Origin of the sequence: Streptomyces sp. NPDC048442 (assembly GCF_040651475.1) — a bacterium.
Classification (GTDB): Bacteria; Actinomycetota; Actinomycetes; order Streptomycetales; family Streptomycetaceae; genus Streptomyces.
On the sequence record NZ_JBEZKB010000003.1, the window covers coordinates 70,772 to 87,298 of the forward strand.

The following is a 16,527-nucleotide window of genomic DNA, read 5'->3' on the forward strand; positions in this document are numbered from 1 at the left end:
TGGGACGGCAACGGGGGTCGCTGATGGACGCGGTGAGACTCATTCGGGTCGGCAGACATGCGCTGGCGCAGAGTCAGGCGCCGCTGGACATCCTGACAGAGGCCTGGCAGGCACAGGCACTGACCCAGGCCATCGGCGGGATGCTGGCCATGAAGGGCCCGCCGGAGCTGCGGGGCGAGGCGCAGGGGCTCTGCGAGGCAGGCGGCAGGGGCTGCGGGACGATCGACTGGTCGACCCTGTGCGCCGGCGGGTCGTCCGTGCCGGGCTTCCCGGCCGGACAGCCTCCTGAACTGCGGCCGCGGGCCGCCCAGCTCGTCGAAATCGCCGATGCGCGGGGGGCGTTGGTGGGACTGGGCGCCCTGCTGGGAGAGGTGGGGATCGCGCTCGTCGGGGTGGCCTGCGCCTCGGACGAGGAAGGGTTCTACTGGCAGACCATCGAGGCGATCGACGCCGCCGACGAGTCGAACGACCGGGTGCGCGGACTGCTGCGCCGGCTCACGATGTGGGAGCACGGCAGGCTGCAGGGCGCCGCCCATGACTCGGCGGCGGGGCCGTCATGACCCTGCTCCGGTCAGTGGGACCGGTCGCGGCCGCCCTCGTGGCGGCCGGTGTCGCGGCTTTCGCGGCTTTCGCGGTGACCCTCCTGGCTGCCGGTGGTGCCGGTAGTGCCGGTGGCCGGCGGGCGGTCGCCCGTGGTCTGCAGATCGGCGTCGAGCTGCGAAAGGTCGGCGGTCAGCGCCGCCATCAGTTCCTCCATCTGCTGCAACAGGCCCTTCGGAGCGGCCTGCTGGCCCGGTACGGACTGCTGCACCGGATCTGCGGACGCGGCCTGTTCGGGCACGGCTTCCTGGGACATGGCGGCCTCCTCGGCCCAGGCCCTCCCGGTGGGGGAGAGCGGTGTTGCTGTCAATGCCCCGGCAGCGGTCGTCGGAGCGCGGGCCGGGCTGTCCGGCTCCGCCCGACCAAACGAGCACTTCGGGCACGGGTCACCGGCACGGCAGTGCGAGGACCCCCACGGTGACGAGTTTTCACCCGACCGGGCAGATGGGGGACAGGCGAGGTCAGCGGGGTTGACGACAGTTCGAAGGTGCAGGATGGAGGCATGGATCTTCGAATCTTCACCGAGCCCCAGCAGGGGGCGAGCTACGAGAAGCTGCTGACCGTCGCAAAGGCCACCGAGGCCCTCGGCTTCGACGCCTTCTTCCGGTCCGATCACTTTCTGAAGATGGGCACTGTCGACGGGCTGCCCGGACCGACCGACGCCTGGATCACGCTGGCCGGGCTCGCCCGGGAGACCGAGCGGATCCGGCTGGGGACGCTGATGACCGCGGGCACGTTCCGGCTCCCCGGGGTGCTGGCCATCCAGGTCGCACAGGTCGACCAGATGTCGGGCGGGCGGGTCGAACTGGGCCTGGGAGCAGGGTGGTTCGAGGAGGAGCACAAGGCGTACGGAATCCCCTTCCCGAAGGAGAAGTTCGGCAGGCTGGAGGAGCAGCTGGCCATCGTCACGGGGCTCTGGGAGACGGAGGTGGGCCAGACCTTCAGCTATGACGGGACGTACTACCAGCTGGCGGACTCGCCGGCGCTGCCCAAACCGGCCCAGCGCAAGGTGCCGGTGCTGATCGGAGGCCACGGAGCCGTCCGTACGCCGCGGCTCGCCGCGCAGTACGCCGACGAGTTCAACATTCCGTTCGCCTCGCTGGACGACACCGCGCGGCAGTTCGGCCGGGTCAGGGCGGCGGCGGAGCAGGCCGGGCGGAAGGCGGACGACCTGGTGTACTCCAACGCGCTGGTGGCGTGCGTGGGGAAGACCGACGCGGAAGTGGCGCGCCGGGCGGCGGCCGTCGGACGGGAGGTGGAGGACCTCAAGGCGAACGGACTGGCGGGATCGCCCGCCGAAGTGGTGGACCGGATCGGACAGTTCGAGGCGATCGGATCGTCCCGGGTCTATCTCCAGATGCTGGACCTGGACGACCTCGATCACCTGGATCTGATCTCCTCGCAGGTGCTGTCCCAGCTGAGCTGAGCCGGCCCGGCCGGCCCAGCCTGGCCCAGCCCGGGGCTGAGCCGAGCTGAGCCGGCCTCGTTCCTTCGTTCGTTGTCAGGAGTTCGTCGTGCAGCCCACCCGCCCGCTCGCCGCTGTGCTCGCCGAGGGGACCCTCGTCCTCGACGGCGGGTTGTCCAATCAACTGGAGTCACAGGGCTGCGACTTGTCCGACACGCTCTGGTCGGCGCGGCTGCTCGCCGACGACCCGGAGCAGATCCGCGCGGCCCACGCGTCGTACGTGCGGGCGGGTGCGCAGGTGCTCATCACCTCCAGCTACCAGGCGACATACGAGGGGTTCGCCGCGCGGGGCACGGGGCGCGCGGAGGCGGCCGGGCTGCTGGCCCGCAGCGTGGAGCTGGCACGCGCGGCGGGCGCGGCCGGGCCGCTGCCGGTGTGGGTGGCCGCCTCGGTCGGGCCGTACGGGGCGATGCTCGCCGACGGCAGCGAGTACCGGGGGCGGTACGGGCTGTCGGTGCGGGAGCTGGAGCGTTTCCACCGGCCCAGGGTCGGGACGCTGGCCGAGGCCGGGCCCGATGTGCTCGCGCTGGAGACGGTGCCGGACGCCGACGAGGCCCAGGCGCTGCTGCGGGCGGCCGAGGGGTGCGGTGTGCCCCTCTGGCTGTCGTACAGCATCGCGGGGGAGCGGACCCGGGCCGGGCAGCCGCTGGCCGACGCGTTCGCACTGGCGGCGGGCAACGACCAGGTGATCGCGGTCGGGGTGAACTGCTGCGAACCCTCCGACGTCGACCGGGCGGTGGAGATCGCCGCCGAGGTCACCGGGAAACCGGTCGTCGTCTACCCGAACAGCGGCGAGGAGTGGGACGCGTCCGGGCGCGGCTGGAAGGGGGACGGCACCTTCGACCCCGGCCGGGTACAGGGCTGGCAGTCGGCCGGAGCACGGCTGGTCGGAGGCTGCTGCCGGGTAGGACCGGAGCAGATCGCCGGACTGGCGGCGAGCGTGGGGCCCCGCCGCTGAGTCGCAGGGCCGCGGAGTTGGGTTCGGGAGCTGAGCCCGCGGAGTTGGGTTCGGGAGCTGAGCTCGGGGAGCTGGGTCCGGGGGGGGGGGGCTTCGGGGGCTGGGCTTCCTTCTGGGAAAACCCATGGTCGTAGCGGGCGAACCGGGTGATACTCGGACGCGTGTTCATGACGATCAGTACCACCGGCACCCAGGAACGCCCGGCGACCGACCTCGGATTTCTGCTGCACAAGCATCCCGGGCGGAAGCAGACGTTCTCCACCTCGCACGGCACGGCGCACGTCGTCTACCCCGAGGCGACCGCCGAGCGCTGCACGGCCGCGCTTCTCCTTGAGGTGGATCCGGTGGCGCTGGTCCGGCGAGGCAAGGGCAAGGGGCGCGGCGGTTCCCCCGACGCGGCGCTCTCGCAGTACGTCAACGACCGCCCCTACGCGGCCTCTTCACTGCTGGCCGTGGCGCTGAGCACCGTCTTCAAGAGCGCCCTGCACGGGGTGTGCAACGCCCGCCCGGAGCGTGCCGCCGAGCCGCTGCCGCTGCGCATCGAAGTCCCGGCGCTGCCCGCGCGCGGCGGCGTCGCACTGGTGGAGAAGCTGTTCGCACCGCTGGGCTGGAGCACGGTGGAGGCGGTGCCCGTGGCACTGGACACCCAGTTCCCGGAGTGGGGCGACTCGCGTTACGTACAGCTTGTGCTGGAGGGGGAGCTGCGGCTGGCCGATGCGCTGCGGCACCTCTACGTACTGCTGCCGGTGCTCGACGACGCCAAGCACTACTGGGTCTCGCCCGACGAGGTCGACAAGCTGCTGCGGGCCGGTGAGGGCTGGCTGCCGCAGCACCCCGAACAGAAGCTGATCACCAGCCGGTACCTGTCGCGGCGCTGGGGACTGACCCGGCAGGCCACCGAGCGGCTGGAGCTGGCCAGGCTCGCCGACGCCGACGACATCACGGTCGAGGAGATCGACAACGCGGTGGCCGAGGAGACCGAGACCGAGGAGCGGCCGACCCCGCTCTCCGTGCAGCGGCGCGAGGCGATCCTCGCCGCGCTGCGCGGGGCCGGAGCGGGCCGGGTGCTCGATCTCGGCTGCGGGCAGGGGCAGTTGGTGCAGGCGATGCTCAAGGATGTGAAGTTCACCGAGATCGTCGGTGTCGACGTGTCCGTGCGCGCGCTGACCATTGCCTCGCGACGGCTCAAGCTGGACCGGATGGGCGAGCGGCAGGCCGAGCGGGTCTCGCTGCTGCAGGGCTCGCTGACCTACACCGACAAGCGGCTGGCCGGGTACGACGCGGCCGTACTGAGCGAGGTCATCGAGCACCTGGACCTGCCGCGGCTGCCCGCGCTGGAGTACGCGGTGTTCGGGTCCGCGCGGCCCCGGACGGTGGTCGTGACCACGCCGAACGTCGAGTACAACGTGCGCTGGGAGGCCCTGCCCGCCGGACACGTCCGGCACGGCGACCACCGCTTCGAGTGGACGCGGCAGGAGTTCCGCGACTGGGCGGGCACGGTGGCCGAACGGCACGGGTACGGAGTCGAGTTCGTGCCCGTGGGGCCGGATGACCCGGAGGTCGGGCCGCCCACCCAGATGGCGGTCTTCACGATGACCGAGAAGCCGGGTACAGAGAAGCCGAGTGCCGAGAAGACGAGTAAAGACAAGACGAGTGCCGAGAACGTGAAGGAGGCGAAGGTCGCATGAGCAGCACCACCGAAGCAGCACCGAGCACCACCGCACCGCGCAGACTGCCGGTCACCGACCTGTCCCTCGTGGTACTGGTCGGAGCCACCGGTTCCGGCAAGTCCACCTTCGCGAGCAGGCACTTCAAGCCCACCGAGGTCATCTCCTCGGACTTCTGCCGCGGCCTGGTCGCCGACGACGAGAACGACCAGAGCGCGAGCCGCGACGCCTTCGACGTGCTGCACTACATCGCGGGCAAGCGCCTCGAAGCCGGCCGGCTGACCGTCGTCGACGCCACCAACGTCCAGTCGGAGAGCCGCAAGCAGCTCGTCCAGCTCGCCAGGAAGTACGACGTCCTGCCGATCGCGATCGTCCTCGACCTGCCAGAGGAAGTGTGCGCGGCCCGCAACGCCGAACGCCCCGACCGGGCCGGCATGCCCCGCCACGTCATCCAGAGGCACAAGCGCGAACTGCGCCGCTCGCTGCGCGGACTGGAGCGCGAGGGGTTCCGCAAGGTGCACATCCTGCGCAGCGTCGAGGAGGTCGACGCCGCCGGGATCGTTCTGGAGAAGCGCTACAACGACCTCACCCACCTCACAGGGCCCTTCGACATCATCGGCGACATCCACGGCTGCCGCTCCGAACTGGAGACGCTGCTGGGGAAGTTGGGTTACGAGGACGGGGCGCACCCGGAAGGGCGCACCGCCGTTTTCGTCGGCGACCTCGTAGACCGCGGCCCGGACAGCCCCGGCGTACTGCGCCGGGTCATGGGAATGGTCGCCTCCGGAAACGCGCTGTGCGTGCCGGGGAACCACGAGAACAAGCTCGGACGTTGGCTCAAGGGAAGGAACGTCCAGCACACCCACGGACTCGCGGAAACCATCGAGCAGTTGGACAAGGAGGAGGATGACTTCAAGGAGCAGGTGAAGGTCTTCATCGACGGCCTCGTCAGCCACTACGTCCTCGACGGCGGCAACCTCGTCGTCTGCCACGCCGGGCTGCCCGAGAAGTACCACGGGCGTACGTCCGGACGCGTCCGCTCCCACGCGCTGTACGGGGACACCACCGGCGAGACCGACGAGTTCGGCCTGCCCGTGCGCTACCCGTGGGCCGAGGAGTACCGCGGCCGCGCGGCCGTCGTGTACGGACACACACCTGTCCCCAACACCTCGTGGATCAACAACACCATCTGCCTCGACACCGGCGCGGTGTTCGGCGGGAAGATGACCGCGCTGCGCTGGCCCGAGCGCGAACTCGTCGAGGTCCCCGCCGAGAAGGTCTGGTACGAGCCCATCAAGCCGCTGCTCACCGAGGCGCCCGGCGGGCACGACGGGCGTCCGCTGGACCTCGCCGACGTCGCCGGGCGCCGGATCGTGGAGACCGGTGAGCACGGGCGCGTGGCGGTCCGCGAGGAGAACGCGGCGGCGGCGCTCGAAGTGATGAGCCGGTTCGCCGTCGACCCGCAGCTGCTGATGTACCTGCCGCCGACCATGGCGCCCACGGGGACGTCCCGGGTGGACGGCTACCTGGAGCACCCGGCCGAGGCGTTCGCGCAGTACAGGTCGGACGGGGTCGCGAAGGTCGTGTGCGAGGAGAAGCACATGGGCTCGCGCGCTGTGGTGCTGGTCTGCCGCGATGCCCGGGCCGCGCGGGAGCGGTTCGGCGTGGACGGCCCCACCGGGGTCGTGCACACGCGCACCGGACGGCCGTTCTTCGACGACGCGGCAGTCACCGAGCTCGTGCTCGACCGGCTGCGCACCGCGGTCGATGAGGCCGGGCTCTGGGACGAACTCGCCAGCGACTGGCTGCTGCTGGACGCCGAACTGATGCCCTGGTCGCTCAAGGCCTCCGGCCTGCTGCGGCAGCAGTACGCCGCCGTCGGCGCCGCGTCCGGGGCCGCCTTCCCCGGAGCGCTCGCCGCTCTTGAAGCTGCCGTGGCGCGTGGTGTCGAAGGTGCGGACGAGCTGTTGGTGCGCCAGCGGGAACGGGCGGCGGACGCCGGCCTGTTCACCGAGGCCTACCGGCGGTACTGCTGGCCGACCCAGGGCCTGGACGGGGTGCGGCTCGCGCCCTTCCAGCTGCTCGCTGTGCAGGGGCGCTCGCTCGCGGACGTACCGCACGACCGGCAACTCGCCTGGCTTGACCGGCTGGTGGAGCACGACTCGACCGGACTGCTGCAGACCACCCGCCGGCTGGTCGTCGACACGGGCGACGAGTCGTCGGTGCAGGCGGGTGTCGACTGGTGGCTGGAGATGACCAGCAGGGGCGGCGAGGGCATGGTCGTCAAGCCGCTCCAGGCCCTGGTGCGGGACGGCAAGCGCCGTCTCGTGCAGCCGGGCATCAAGGTGCGCGGCCGCGAATACCTGCGGATCATCTACGGCCCCGAGTACACCAGGCCGGAACAGCTGGAGAAGCTGCGGCAGCGGTTCCTCGGGCACAAGCGTTCGCTGGCGCTGCGGGAGTACGCGCTCGGGCTCGAAGCACTCGAACGGCTGGCGGCGGGTGAACCGCTGTGGCGGGTGCACGAAGCGGTGTTCGCGGTGCTGGCGCTAGAGTCGGAGCCGGTGGACCCGCGTCTGTGACCGACCGGCCGCCGCGTCTGTGACCGGCCGATCCGCCGACGTTGAGGCCGTAGCCGAAAGGCTGCGGCCTCAGCCGTTTCCGGGCGGGCCGGGGCCTCGTCCGTTCCCCTGCATCGCATGTGCTTTCGATCTGAGTGATCATCAACTGTGCTTCTGCAAAAGAGGAGTTGATCGTTCTTGACTAGTGTCTGGCGGGGTGCCTAGTCTTCCTTTCCTCTCAGCTTGACGCATCGTCACCACGTCGCGTCCTAGGCGCCATCGGGGGCGAGGCGATGAGTCTGTTCGGGCAGGGCCGTCCCTTTCTCGACGCCCTCACGAGGCAGGACCGGGAGAGCCTGTTGGCCCTGGGCGTGCCGCGCACCTACGAACCGGGGCAGGTCATGCTCCAGGAGCGTGACACCGGCACCTTCGTGCTCGCCGTGCGCAGCGGATGGTCCGTCGTCTCCGTCTCCACCGAGCGCGGCGCCCGTCTCATCCTCGCGCTGCGCGGAGCCGGCGAAGTAATAGGAGACCTCGCCGCGGTCGACCAGGGGCCGCGCAGCGCGACAGTGACCGCGCTCGGTCCCGTCGAGGCGACCTCCATCAGCGGGGAGCGGTTCCGGTACTTCCTCTCCGCGCGGCCGCACGCCACCGCGCTGATCATGCGTCAGCTCAGTGCGCGGCTGCGCAGCGCGGACAGCGAGCGGCGTTCCCTCGCTTCCGAGACGGTCCTGCGGCGTCTTGCCGTACGGCTGCTCGAACTCGCGCAGCGGACCGGGCGGACCGGCGACGACGGTGCGGTGGTCGTCGAACTGCCTCTTCCCCAGCACGACTTGGCCTCCGCGGTGGGTGCCACCCGGGAGGCGGTCGCCAAGGCGTTGCGGCTGCTGCGCGAGCAGGACGTCGTGCACACCGGAAATCGGAGGGTGACCGTGACCGACATGGAGTTGCTCCTTCTGCTGGCCCAGGGCAGGGCCGGGCCCGGGTCGGGGACCGGATCCGGGCCGGGGAAGAAAGCCGGACCGGATGTGTAAACGGCTACATCGCGCGGTGGCGGACGGTACGAGAGTGAAACCGGCGGACGAGCACGCAGGAGGCGACGGTGTACGGATCGACAGGCGCGGGGGCGAACGGGGAGGGACCGGGCGGGCCGGGAACGCAACCGGCTCCGGTCAACCGGCTCGTGGTCTTCGGCGACGTCTGCGGGTCCGGGTCCATGGGCCTGGAGACGAAGAAGCGGATGCGGACGGCGATGTACGCCGCGTTCGGGGAGGCGTTCGAGGTCGTCGGGGTGTCGCCCGGCAGACTCCACCAGGAGGACCGGGGCGACGGGATCCTGGCCGCGCTGCCCGCCGACATGCCGTCCTCGCTGATGGTCGGGCGCTGGCTGAGCACCCTCTACGAGAACCTGCGGGAGCACAATCGCGACAGGTCCGAGCGGTTGCGGATGCGGGTGGGGATGCACGTCGGGCCGGTGCTGGACGACGGGCGGGGGCTGGTGGGCAGAGCCGTCGATCTGACCTGCCGACTGTGCGACAGCGACACCGCGAAGCGGGTCATGGAGGCGGCGCCGGCCTCCGGGCTGATGCTCGTCGTCTCCGAGTGGCTCTACGCGAACGTGGTCGCCGAGGGTGGCCGGTACATCGAGCCGCAGCAGTATCTGAGCGGTCGGGTCCGTGCGAAGGAGACCGACGAGACCGCCTGGTTCCATGTCCCGGGGCTGGAGGCGCCGCCGATGGAGGCGGTGTCCTCACCCCGGGGTCCGACCGCGGTGAAACAGGCCGCGGAGCCCGGACGCGGCGGTGGGCCGAAGGGGGACAGCCCACCGCCGCCCGGTGTGCGGGGCGGGGAGCGTCCCGGGCCGGGGCTGTCGCAGGAGTTCCACGTCGGGGGCGACAACCTGAGCGTCACCGGGAGCACGATCAACGGGGGTTTCACCGGGTTCCGCAAGGACGCGCGAGGAGAAGCGGCACGGGGCGAAGAGACGCGGGTCGAAGAACCGCGGGGCCGGGACGAGGACGAAGAGCGCCCCGTATCCGCCGGTGAGAGCGAGGACCGGGCATGAGCGATCCGGACGAGGGCGCCTCCCCGGAAGTCGCGGCCGACCCCCCGCAGGACCGGGGAGCCGGTCAGGGAGGGGGCGGCAGAGGCGGGGACAAGGGCGGGGACAAAGGCGGGGGCAAAGGCGCCGACAAGGGTGGCGGCAGGGACAAGGGTGGCGACAACAAGGACGACAAGGCCGCCTCCCCGTCCGCCGACGGCAGCGACGAGGACGCCGAGCAGAAGCCCGAGGCGAGCCCCTTCGACCAGGTGGGGCGCGGCCCGCTCGGCGGCGCCGGCGGCGGCACCGGCGGTTCGGGTGCCGCGCACGCCGCGCTGCAGAACTTCGCCGCGCTCGGTGCCCTCGGCGCGCTGGGGCAGCGCTTCGACACGCACGGCGACAGCGTGCTGCTCCAGGGCAACCACGTGTACAACCAGTACGGTCCCTCCGGGCGCGGCGGCAGTGCCATGGTCGCGGGCCCCGTCCCCAAGGAGGAGCTGGACCGGCTCGCCGACGTCTACTGCGAAGCGGCCGGCTACCAGCGGATGAAGGACCTGCTGCGGGACTGCCGGCTCCTGGTCCTGTGCGGCGAGCCCGGCAGTGGCCGCACCGCCACCGCGCTCACCCTGCTCTCCGAGCTCACCGGCGACCGCGTCGACCGGCTGGACCCGAGCATCCCGCTGCACCGCATCGAAGCCTCCGACATCGAACACGGGCACGGCTATCTGCTGGAACTTCCCCCCGATGCGGGCAGTCAGCAAGCGCTGCACGAACGAGAGTTGAGGGGCTTCGAGCACTCGGCCCCGTACCGGCCCGGTCCCGGCCGCCCCACCGAGCTGCACCTCGACCGGCTCAGCGGACTCCTCGCGAAGCCCGGGGCCGAGCCCGGGGCCGAGCCCGGTTCCGAGCCCGAGGCCGGTTCGGAGCCCGGGGCGTACGCGGTGGTGCTGGCCGGGGGCGGGGAGCTGGCGAGCCAGTTCCTGCGCGGGAGGTACGGGCTGCTCTGCCGGCCGCCTCGCACCGAGGCGGTGATCCACCGCCATCTCCGCGTACTCCTCAAGGAAGAGCCCGAAGAGGCTCTGCGCGACGCGCGGCGGCTCTTCGCCGAGGAGGGTCTGCAGAAGGCGCTAGGGCTGGACGAGCTGCGGCCCAGGGAGGCCGCACGGCTCGCCGGTCAGCTCGCGCGCCGACAGCGTGAGGAGCTGACGGACGAGCAATTACGGCTGGACTGCGGCTCGTTCGTACGGGCGCAGGCGCGTGCGTGGTTCGCCGACGCGGACCGCCCCGGCACCCTTCCGGCGGCCGCGCCCACCCTCGGTGTCACCGCCTTCCGGATCGCGGTCGCCGTCTTCAACGGTTCTCCGTACAGCCTCACCGCGGAGGCGGGCGAGCAGCTGGCCTGGGAACTCGCGATGACGCTCGATCCCGAACAGGCGGTGGGGCGACGGCTGTTCGGGGTGCACGACGAGGACCGTCCGGCCCTCGCGCGGGCCGTGGTCGAGGACGGTGAACTCGACCTGGGGGACGCCAGGGTGCCGGTGCGGGCGGTCCGCTTCCAGGGGCAGGGGCTCGCCACCGCAGTGCTCCAGGAGGTGTGGCACGGATACCACAACTCGCGTGGCCCGCTGGTCCGCTGGCTGCGCTCGCTCTGCGACGACCCGCGCCCCCAGCTGTGGGTGCGGGCCTCCATCGCCGCCGGGGTGCTGTGCTCCTGGGACTGGGTGTACGGGGCCGGTGAACTGCTCGGCCCGATGGCCGCGTTGGACAGCCCCACCCTCCAGATGGCCGCGGCGACCGCGCTCGCCGAGGCCTCGCGCGAACCCTCCGTACGTCCGGCCGCCCGCGCGCTGCTGAAGGAGTGGGCGCGAAGCGGCGACGAGGCGCTGGTGTCGACCGCGCTGCTCACCCACGGCTACGGCATGACGGCCGGGTCCGTCGGGGCCTCGCTCGACGAACTGGCCAAGGTGGTACGGCGGGAGGAGACGGACCTCGACGAACTTGTCACCGCCGCCTTCAGCGTGACGCGGCTGCTGGCGGGCGCGGAACCCGCCACCGTCGTCGAGCGGCTCGGCAGCTGGCTGCGCGAGGACCGCAAGGATCTCGCCAACCTCGTACTGCTCGCGGTGATCGGCGCGGTGCGCACCAAGGCCACGTACCTCTGGGGGCTGCACGAGGACGAGGAGATGGAGCAGCACGGGTCGAAACCGCTCGTCGCCGCGCTGCTGGCGACCCGGCCGGAGCTGGCGAGGAGGCTGGCGGACCTGATCCGGCACGGCCTGTCCACCGCCCGTTCGGGCGAGGCCGCGCTGGACGCGCTCGCCAGTTGGATGCGCCGGGCGGCGGGGGACGCGGAACAGCTCGCACTCCTCTGCCGCTTCCTGCCGCTGATCGCCGTCGACCGCCGCGACCGCGACCGGCTGCGGCACCTGCTGGACCGGCTGGTGCACGACCCCGGTGACGCACTGGACAGAACGGCGGCCCACCGGATGTGGAACGCCGTGGGAGAGGGAGCCGAAGCATGACGGACAGGGAGCCGAACGGGCGGCGGCCGGAGCAGCCGCAGCGGCAGCAGCAGCCGCAGCGCCAGGACCGGCAGGACGAGCGGGCCCGGCAGGACGGACGAGGTCGGCAGGACGGGCAGGGTCGGCAGGACCGGCAGGGCGGGCAGGGCATCGGGGACCGCGCGCAGGATCCGCCCGTACGGCAGATGCGGCCCGGGCAGCCCCAACAGCCGCACGCATCAGTCGAGTCGGGGCAGGAGGCGCAGCCCAGGGGGCCGCTGATCGGCGAGTACGCGCCTCCGTACGTCCACCGGAGCGGCCAGGTCGCGGCCGTGCTGCTCTACAAGAAGGGCGGGTACAGCGTCCTGTGGCCCGATCGCCGCGAGGACTTCGACAAACCGTGGATGGGCTCGCCGTACACCGTCTTCGAGGTACGGCTCGGCTGGTATCTCACCTCCTTCGACCTGCGGCTGCCCGCATCGGGCGACGCGGCGTTCTTCGACGCGACGGCGCGGGTGCGCTGGGAGGTCGTCGACCCTCGTACCGTCGTGCGCCAGAACGTGCGGGACGTCGGCGAGCTGTTGCGCGACGAACTCCTCGCCGCGCTGCGGAACGTGTCGCGCCGCTTCCGGCTGACCGAGTCCCAGCGTGCCGACGACGCCGTCAGAGCGGCGGTGGAGGCGGGGCACATCGACCTCGGCCGGGAGCTCGGTCTCTCGACCCGCGTCCATGTCTTCATCGACCTCAGCGAGGACGTCAAGACGCGTGTCCACGAGAAGGACACCATCGCCATCGACATGGACACCGATGGCCTGAAGGCGGAGGCGGAACGGCGCAACGCGGCGCGCAGGCGCGAGGCGCTGCGCGAGGAGGCGGCGGAACTCCTGCACATGCTCAGGCAGGGCGACGACAGCGAGATCGCCTACCACATGGCCACGAATCCGGACAAGCAGTGGGAGATCCGGCAGGCGATCCGGGAGGAACGCCGGGAGGGCCAGGCCGACTTCATCGGTCTGTTCCACAAGCTGCTCGACACCGGGAACCTGGAGCGCCACGACATCGGCGAGCACATGTACGAGGTCCTGCAGTACTTGCGGGAGAACTCGGGCGGCGTCCTCGGCGGCGTCACGGAATCCGTCCTGCCGCCGCCCCGGCGCGGGGGGCCAGGCCGGGCGCTGGGCAGGGCCGGGGGCCAGGGCAGGGGCAGCGGCGGTGGCAGGGAATTGGAGAGCGGAGGCGGCCGGGGGGAGCGGGCCGAACCCGGGAGGCCGTACTGGGAGGAGGACGGGCCGGACTCCGGGTCGGGGGCGCAGCCGCCCGGCCGTCAGCGGCACGTGCACGAACCGACCCGGGTCGACTCCTCGGCGGACCTGGAACTGGAACGGGACCGGGGCCGGGACCGCGAACAGAACCGGAACCGGAACCGGGACGAGGAAACGGGCCGGGAACGCAACCGCGGGCGCACCGCAGAGCGTGGTCGAGGTCAGGACCCGGATGTCGACTGGCGCGACGGGTGGGACAACGACGCGTACGCCCAAGGGAGTTCGGGCCGCGGTGGCGGCTCCGGCGGCAGTTGGGGCGACGACGGGCGGGAGCGCGGAGGCGAACAAGCAGGCCGGGGCGGTGGAGGACGAGCCTCCCGACCGAGCGCGGATTTCGACGACTGGGACGACGAATGAATACGGAACCGCGCCGCCGCACGACGGGCACCCGGCGTGCCCCGGATCCGGTTCCCGAACCCGCCCAGACGCCCGCGCCGGTTCCCACCCCTGCGCCGGCCCCAGACCTTGGGCAGGTTCCGGTTCCGGTTCCGGGCCAGGGTCCTGAGCCAGGCCGGGACTCAGCCACCACCCCCGACGTGCGGTTCGTCGCCGAGCGGGTGCTGGACTCCGTGCGCGAGGACATAGGGCGGGCCGACGCCAAAGCGGCGGTTCTGCTGTCCGGAGGGCTGGCGTTCCTGGCCGTGGTGTGGGTCAGGGACGGGTCGGTCGTTCCCGAGGGGGCAGCGCTCGGACTGGTGGTGGCGGGTGGACTGCTGTGGCTGGCAGGGCTGTTGATGCTCATCGGCGTGGTGCTGCCGCGTACCCGGATCGGCGCGGACATCACGTTCCTGCGCGATCTGAGCGTCGGCGCGTCGCCCGAAGCGCTGCGGGACCGGCTGACCGTGTCCGGTGCGGATGTCGTGCGTTGGATGATCAGTGAGGCGACCGTCCTCGGGGCGGTCCTCACCGCCAAGTACCGCTGGCTGCGCGCGGGGGTCTGCTGTCTGACCCTCGGCGTGGTGCTTTCCGTAATCGGCCAGGTGTGGTGACGAGACGATGAATCAGCAGATGAAGCAGACCGCACGGAGTGGCCGTGGCCGTGGGTGGGTGCGGGGCCGGACGCCGTGGCGTGCGGCGGGGGCCGGGCTCGTACTCCTGGCGCTGGCAGGGGCCGCCGTACCCGTACAGGCACAGCAGCAACAATGGCGACAGGTTGCCGAAGGGCCCGATCCGATCGACTTCGCCGTCGTGGTGGACCTCTCCAAGAGCCTCTCCGAGAAGGACCTGGCCCGCGAAGTGGAGGCCGCCGCGCTGCTCAGCCAGGGCGAGATATCCGAGCGGTCGCGCGCCGCGGTGATCGGATTCGGGAGTTCCGAGAAGGCCGGGCAGTCCGCCGTGCGCGAGGTGTGCGGGCTGACCGTGTCCGACGCGGCGGGCCGCCAGACGCTCAGCGACTGCGTGCAGCAGCTGGGGAAGCGGGACAAGAACGGCACCGGGCCCGGCACCGACTTCCCGTCCGCCGTCCGGCAGGCGGTGAACCGGCTCACCAAGGAAGGCAGACCGGGCACCCCCAAGGTGGTGTTCCTGCTCACCGACGGGAAGCTGGACGTCGGCGACAGCCCCTCGTACGGACCGGACCGGCCGTCCCGGCAGGCCAACGCCGCCAAGCAGCTCACCGACGAACTCGCCCGCGCCCAGCGGGAGTCGGTGCAGATCTGGCCGCTCGGCTTCGGCAACGAGATCGACCGCGGGGCGCTCGCCGCGATGGCGAACGGCGGCTACCGCAACGGCTGCGCCGACCTCCCCGACGCCACGCCCCGCATGCGCGTCGTCGACAACTCCGAGCAGATCGACAAGGCCCTCCAGGAGACCTTCGCCGCCGCCCGCTGCGCCCAGGTCGTCGAGGGCACCCGCGGCAAACCGCCGGGGGAGCTGTCGGTGGTCATCCCGCCGATCGCCACCGACGGCTCGATCACGGTCAGCAAACACGACCCCAAGGTCTCGGTGACGTACTACGACCCCACCGGCAAGAAGGTCCCCACTAGCGGTTCCGCCGACGGGTCCAGCTTCGAGGTCAGCGGCAGGGACGGTCCTGTGGAGGCGCTGCGGGTGAAGAATCCGCTGCCGGGCAGGTGGAAGGTGCGGGTCGAGGCGCCCGAGGGACACCGGGGCCAGGATGTCGCCGTACGTGCCATCTGGCAGGGCAGGCTCAGCTCCACGATCATCCTCGACCCCTCCTCGCCGCGCGCCGGTGAACAGGCCGTCGTGGAGATGCAGATGCAGACCAGGCGCGGTGTCGTCATCGACCAGAGCCAGCTCAAGGGCATCCGGGTCGGCGTCAAGGTCACCGGGCAGGGCTTCGGGCCGGTCGACGCCACGCTCAAGGACGACGGGACCAAGCCCGACGCGAAGGCAGGGGACGCCCGCTTCACCGGCACCGTCGACATCCCCAAAGGGGCCGCCGGGAACATCGAGGTCATCGGCGAGATGTCCGCCCCGGGAGTGACCGGCGACCACCGGCCGCTGCACACCACCCTCGCCTCCGGCGCCGCGCAGGTCGAGGGCCAGGTCACCGTCGAGCGCAGCACCGTGTACCCCGGGGGAACCCTCCGGGGGACCGTGGACGTGACGAACAAAGACACCGTTGCGCACACCCTTGGCCTCGCTCTCGCGGGCCGGCCCGCGGGTTCGCCGCTGAGCGTCACACCGGTCAAGGTGCGCGCGGAGCCCGGCAGTTCGCACCACACGTTCACCGTGTCCGTCGGGGCGGACGCCCCCCTCGGGGAGCTGGCGGGCGGCGTCGTGCTCACCGACGCCGACGACGGCGGGCGCACCCTGGACACCACCTTCCTCAACGCCCTCGTCGAAGCGGAGCCCACCTGGTGGGACCGCTGGTGGTGGGGTGTGGTCGGCGCCGTCGCCCTGGTGCTGGCCGTCGCCGCGTTCGTGGTCGTACGGGTGAAGGCCGGCGCCAGGCGGCGCGACCTGACCGGCGTACGGCTGGAACTGCGCAGGGACGGGCGGGCGGTCGACGAGCTGACCGTACGGTCCGGGCAGGGCGGCGGCGAATTCCGCTTCGCGGTGGAGCGGGCGAGCGGATCCGTGCCCAAGCTCAAGCGGGTCAGCGGTGGCGGGGACGTGCACCGGGTGCGGCGCACCACCGCCGGAGTGATCATGATCAAGCCGTACCGCGGCGGCGAACGGGCCCTGCCCGCAGGAGAGTCGGTCGAACTGGGCGAGGGCATCGAGCTGCTCGTCCACGACAACCGCCGGGCCCCGGGCGGAGGTTCCGTTTCCGGCCGGCCACGGCGAGGTCCCTTCCGGCCGAGGCAGGGCCGCAGGGAGAGCGGGGCCGCACGGGGCGGCGGCCGGGGCGGCGCCCCCCGGGATCCGGGCGCAGGTTCCGGTTCCGCCTCCGGTTCCGGTTCCGCACCCGGCCCCCGTCAGTACGACGCCAACTTCTGAGCCCGGC

At 71.8% G+C, this 16,527-nt stretch carries 12 protein-coding genes; 11 read left to right on the forward strand and 1 reads right to left on the reverse strand.

Annotation, left to right across the window (positions count from 1 at the left end; genetic code table 11):
* The first annotated feature begins 23 nt into the window (after positions 1-23).
* Positions 24-560 carry a DUF6099 family protein gene (locus AB0D18_RS06350; RefSeq protein WP_362413539.1) on the forward strand — a complete coding sequence of 179 codons (537 nt, stop codon included), beginning with the start codon at positions 24-26 and terminating at the stop codon, positions 558-560.
* An 11-nt stretch (positions 561-571) separates the two neighbouring features.
* Here the strand turns inward: AB0D18_RS06350 and AB0D18_RS06355 are convergent, their stop codons facing one another.
* A complete protein-coding gene (locus AB0D18_RS06355) occupies positions 572-856 on the reverse strand; it encodes a hypothetical protein (protein WP_362413541.1) in 285 nt (94 codons plus the stop codon).
* A 246-nt stretch (positions 857-1,102) separates the two neighbouring features.
* On the opposite strand from AB0D18_RS06355, the gene AB0D18_RS06360 reads away from it, so the two are divergent.
* The 10 genes from AB0D18_RS06360 (at position 1,103) to AB0D18_RS06405 (ending at position 16,520) form a co-directional block, all read left to right on the forward strand.
* Positions 1,103-2,026: an LLM class F420-dependent oxidoreductase gene (locus AB0D18_RS06360; RefSeq protein ID WP_362413543.1), complete on the forward strand. Its 924-nt coding sequence runs from the start codon at positions 1,103-1,105 to the stop codon at positions 2,024-2,026.
* 88 nt (positions 2,027-2,114) lie between these two features.
* Positions 2,115-3,023, forward strand: a complete 909-nt coding sequence (gene mmuM / locus AB0D18_RS06365; RefSeq protein WP_362413545.1) for a homocysteine S-methyltransferase — start codon at positions 2,115-2,117, stop codon at positions 3,021-3,023.
* A gap of 161 nt (positions 3,024-3,184) precedes the next feature.
* Positions 3,185-4,711 (forward strand): 3' terminal RNA ribose 2'-O-methyltransferase Hen1, encoded by a 1,527-nt coding sequence (locus AB0D18_RS06370; RefSeq protein ID WP_362413547.1) that lies wholly within the window; start codon positions 3,185-3,187, stop codon positions 4,709-4,711.
* The gene (locus AB0D18_RS06375) at positions 4,708-7,272 is read left to right on the forward strand and encodes a polynucleotide kinase-phosphatase (protein WP_362413549.1); all 2,565 of its coding nucleotides are present in this window, start codon (positions 4,708-4,710) and stop codon (positions 7,270-7,272) included. Before AB0D18_RS06370 ends, AB0D18_RS06375 begins: the two co-directional genes overlap by 4 nt.
* 272 nt (positions 7,273-7,544) lie before the next feature.
* A complete protein-coding gene (locus tag AB0D18_RS06380) occupies positions 7,545-8,285 on the forward strand; it encodes a Crp/Fnr family transcriptional regulator (RefSeq protein WP_362413551.1) in 741 nt (246 codons plus the stop codon).
* Positions 8,286-8,353: 68 nt separating this feature from the next.
* Positions 8,354-9,316, forward strand: coding sequence for a hypothetical protein (locus AB0D18_RS06385; RefSeq protein WP_362413553.1), 963 nt, complete (start codon positions 8,354-8,356; stop codon positions 9,314-9,316).
* Positions 9,313-11,814, forward strand: a complete 2,502-nt coding sequence (locus tag AB0D18_RS06390; RefSeq protein ID WP_362413555.1) for a hypothetical protein — start codon at positions 9,313-9,315, stop codon at positions 11,812-11,814. Before AB0D18_RS06385 ends, AB0D18_RS06390 begins: the two co-directional genes overlap by 4 nt.
* The gene (locus tag AB0D18_RS06395; protein ID WP_362413557.1) at positions 11,811-13,472 is read left to right on the forward strand and encodes a hypothetical protein; all 1,662 of its coding nucleotides are present in this window, start codon (positions 11,811-11,813) and stop codon (positions 13,470-13,472) included. Before AB0D18_RS06390 ends, AB0D18_RS06395 begins: the two co-directional genes overlap by 4 nt.
* 179 nt (positions 13,473-13,651) lie before the next feature.
* Positions 13,652-14,104 (forward strand): Pycsar system effector family protein, encoded by a 453-nt coding sequence (locus AB0D18_RS06400; protein ID WP_362413559.1) that lies wholly within the window; start codon positions 13,652-13,654, stop codon positions 14,102-14,104.
* A gap of 7 nt (positions 14,105-14,111) precedes the next feature.
* The gene (locus AB0D18_RS06405; protein ID WP_362413561.1) at positions 14,112-16,520 is read left to right on the forward strand and encodes a vWA domain-containing protein; all 2,409 of its coding nucleotides are present in this window, start codon (positions 14,112-14,114) and stop codon (positions 16,518-16,520) included.
* Positions 16,521-16,527: the final 7 nt, after the last annotated feature.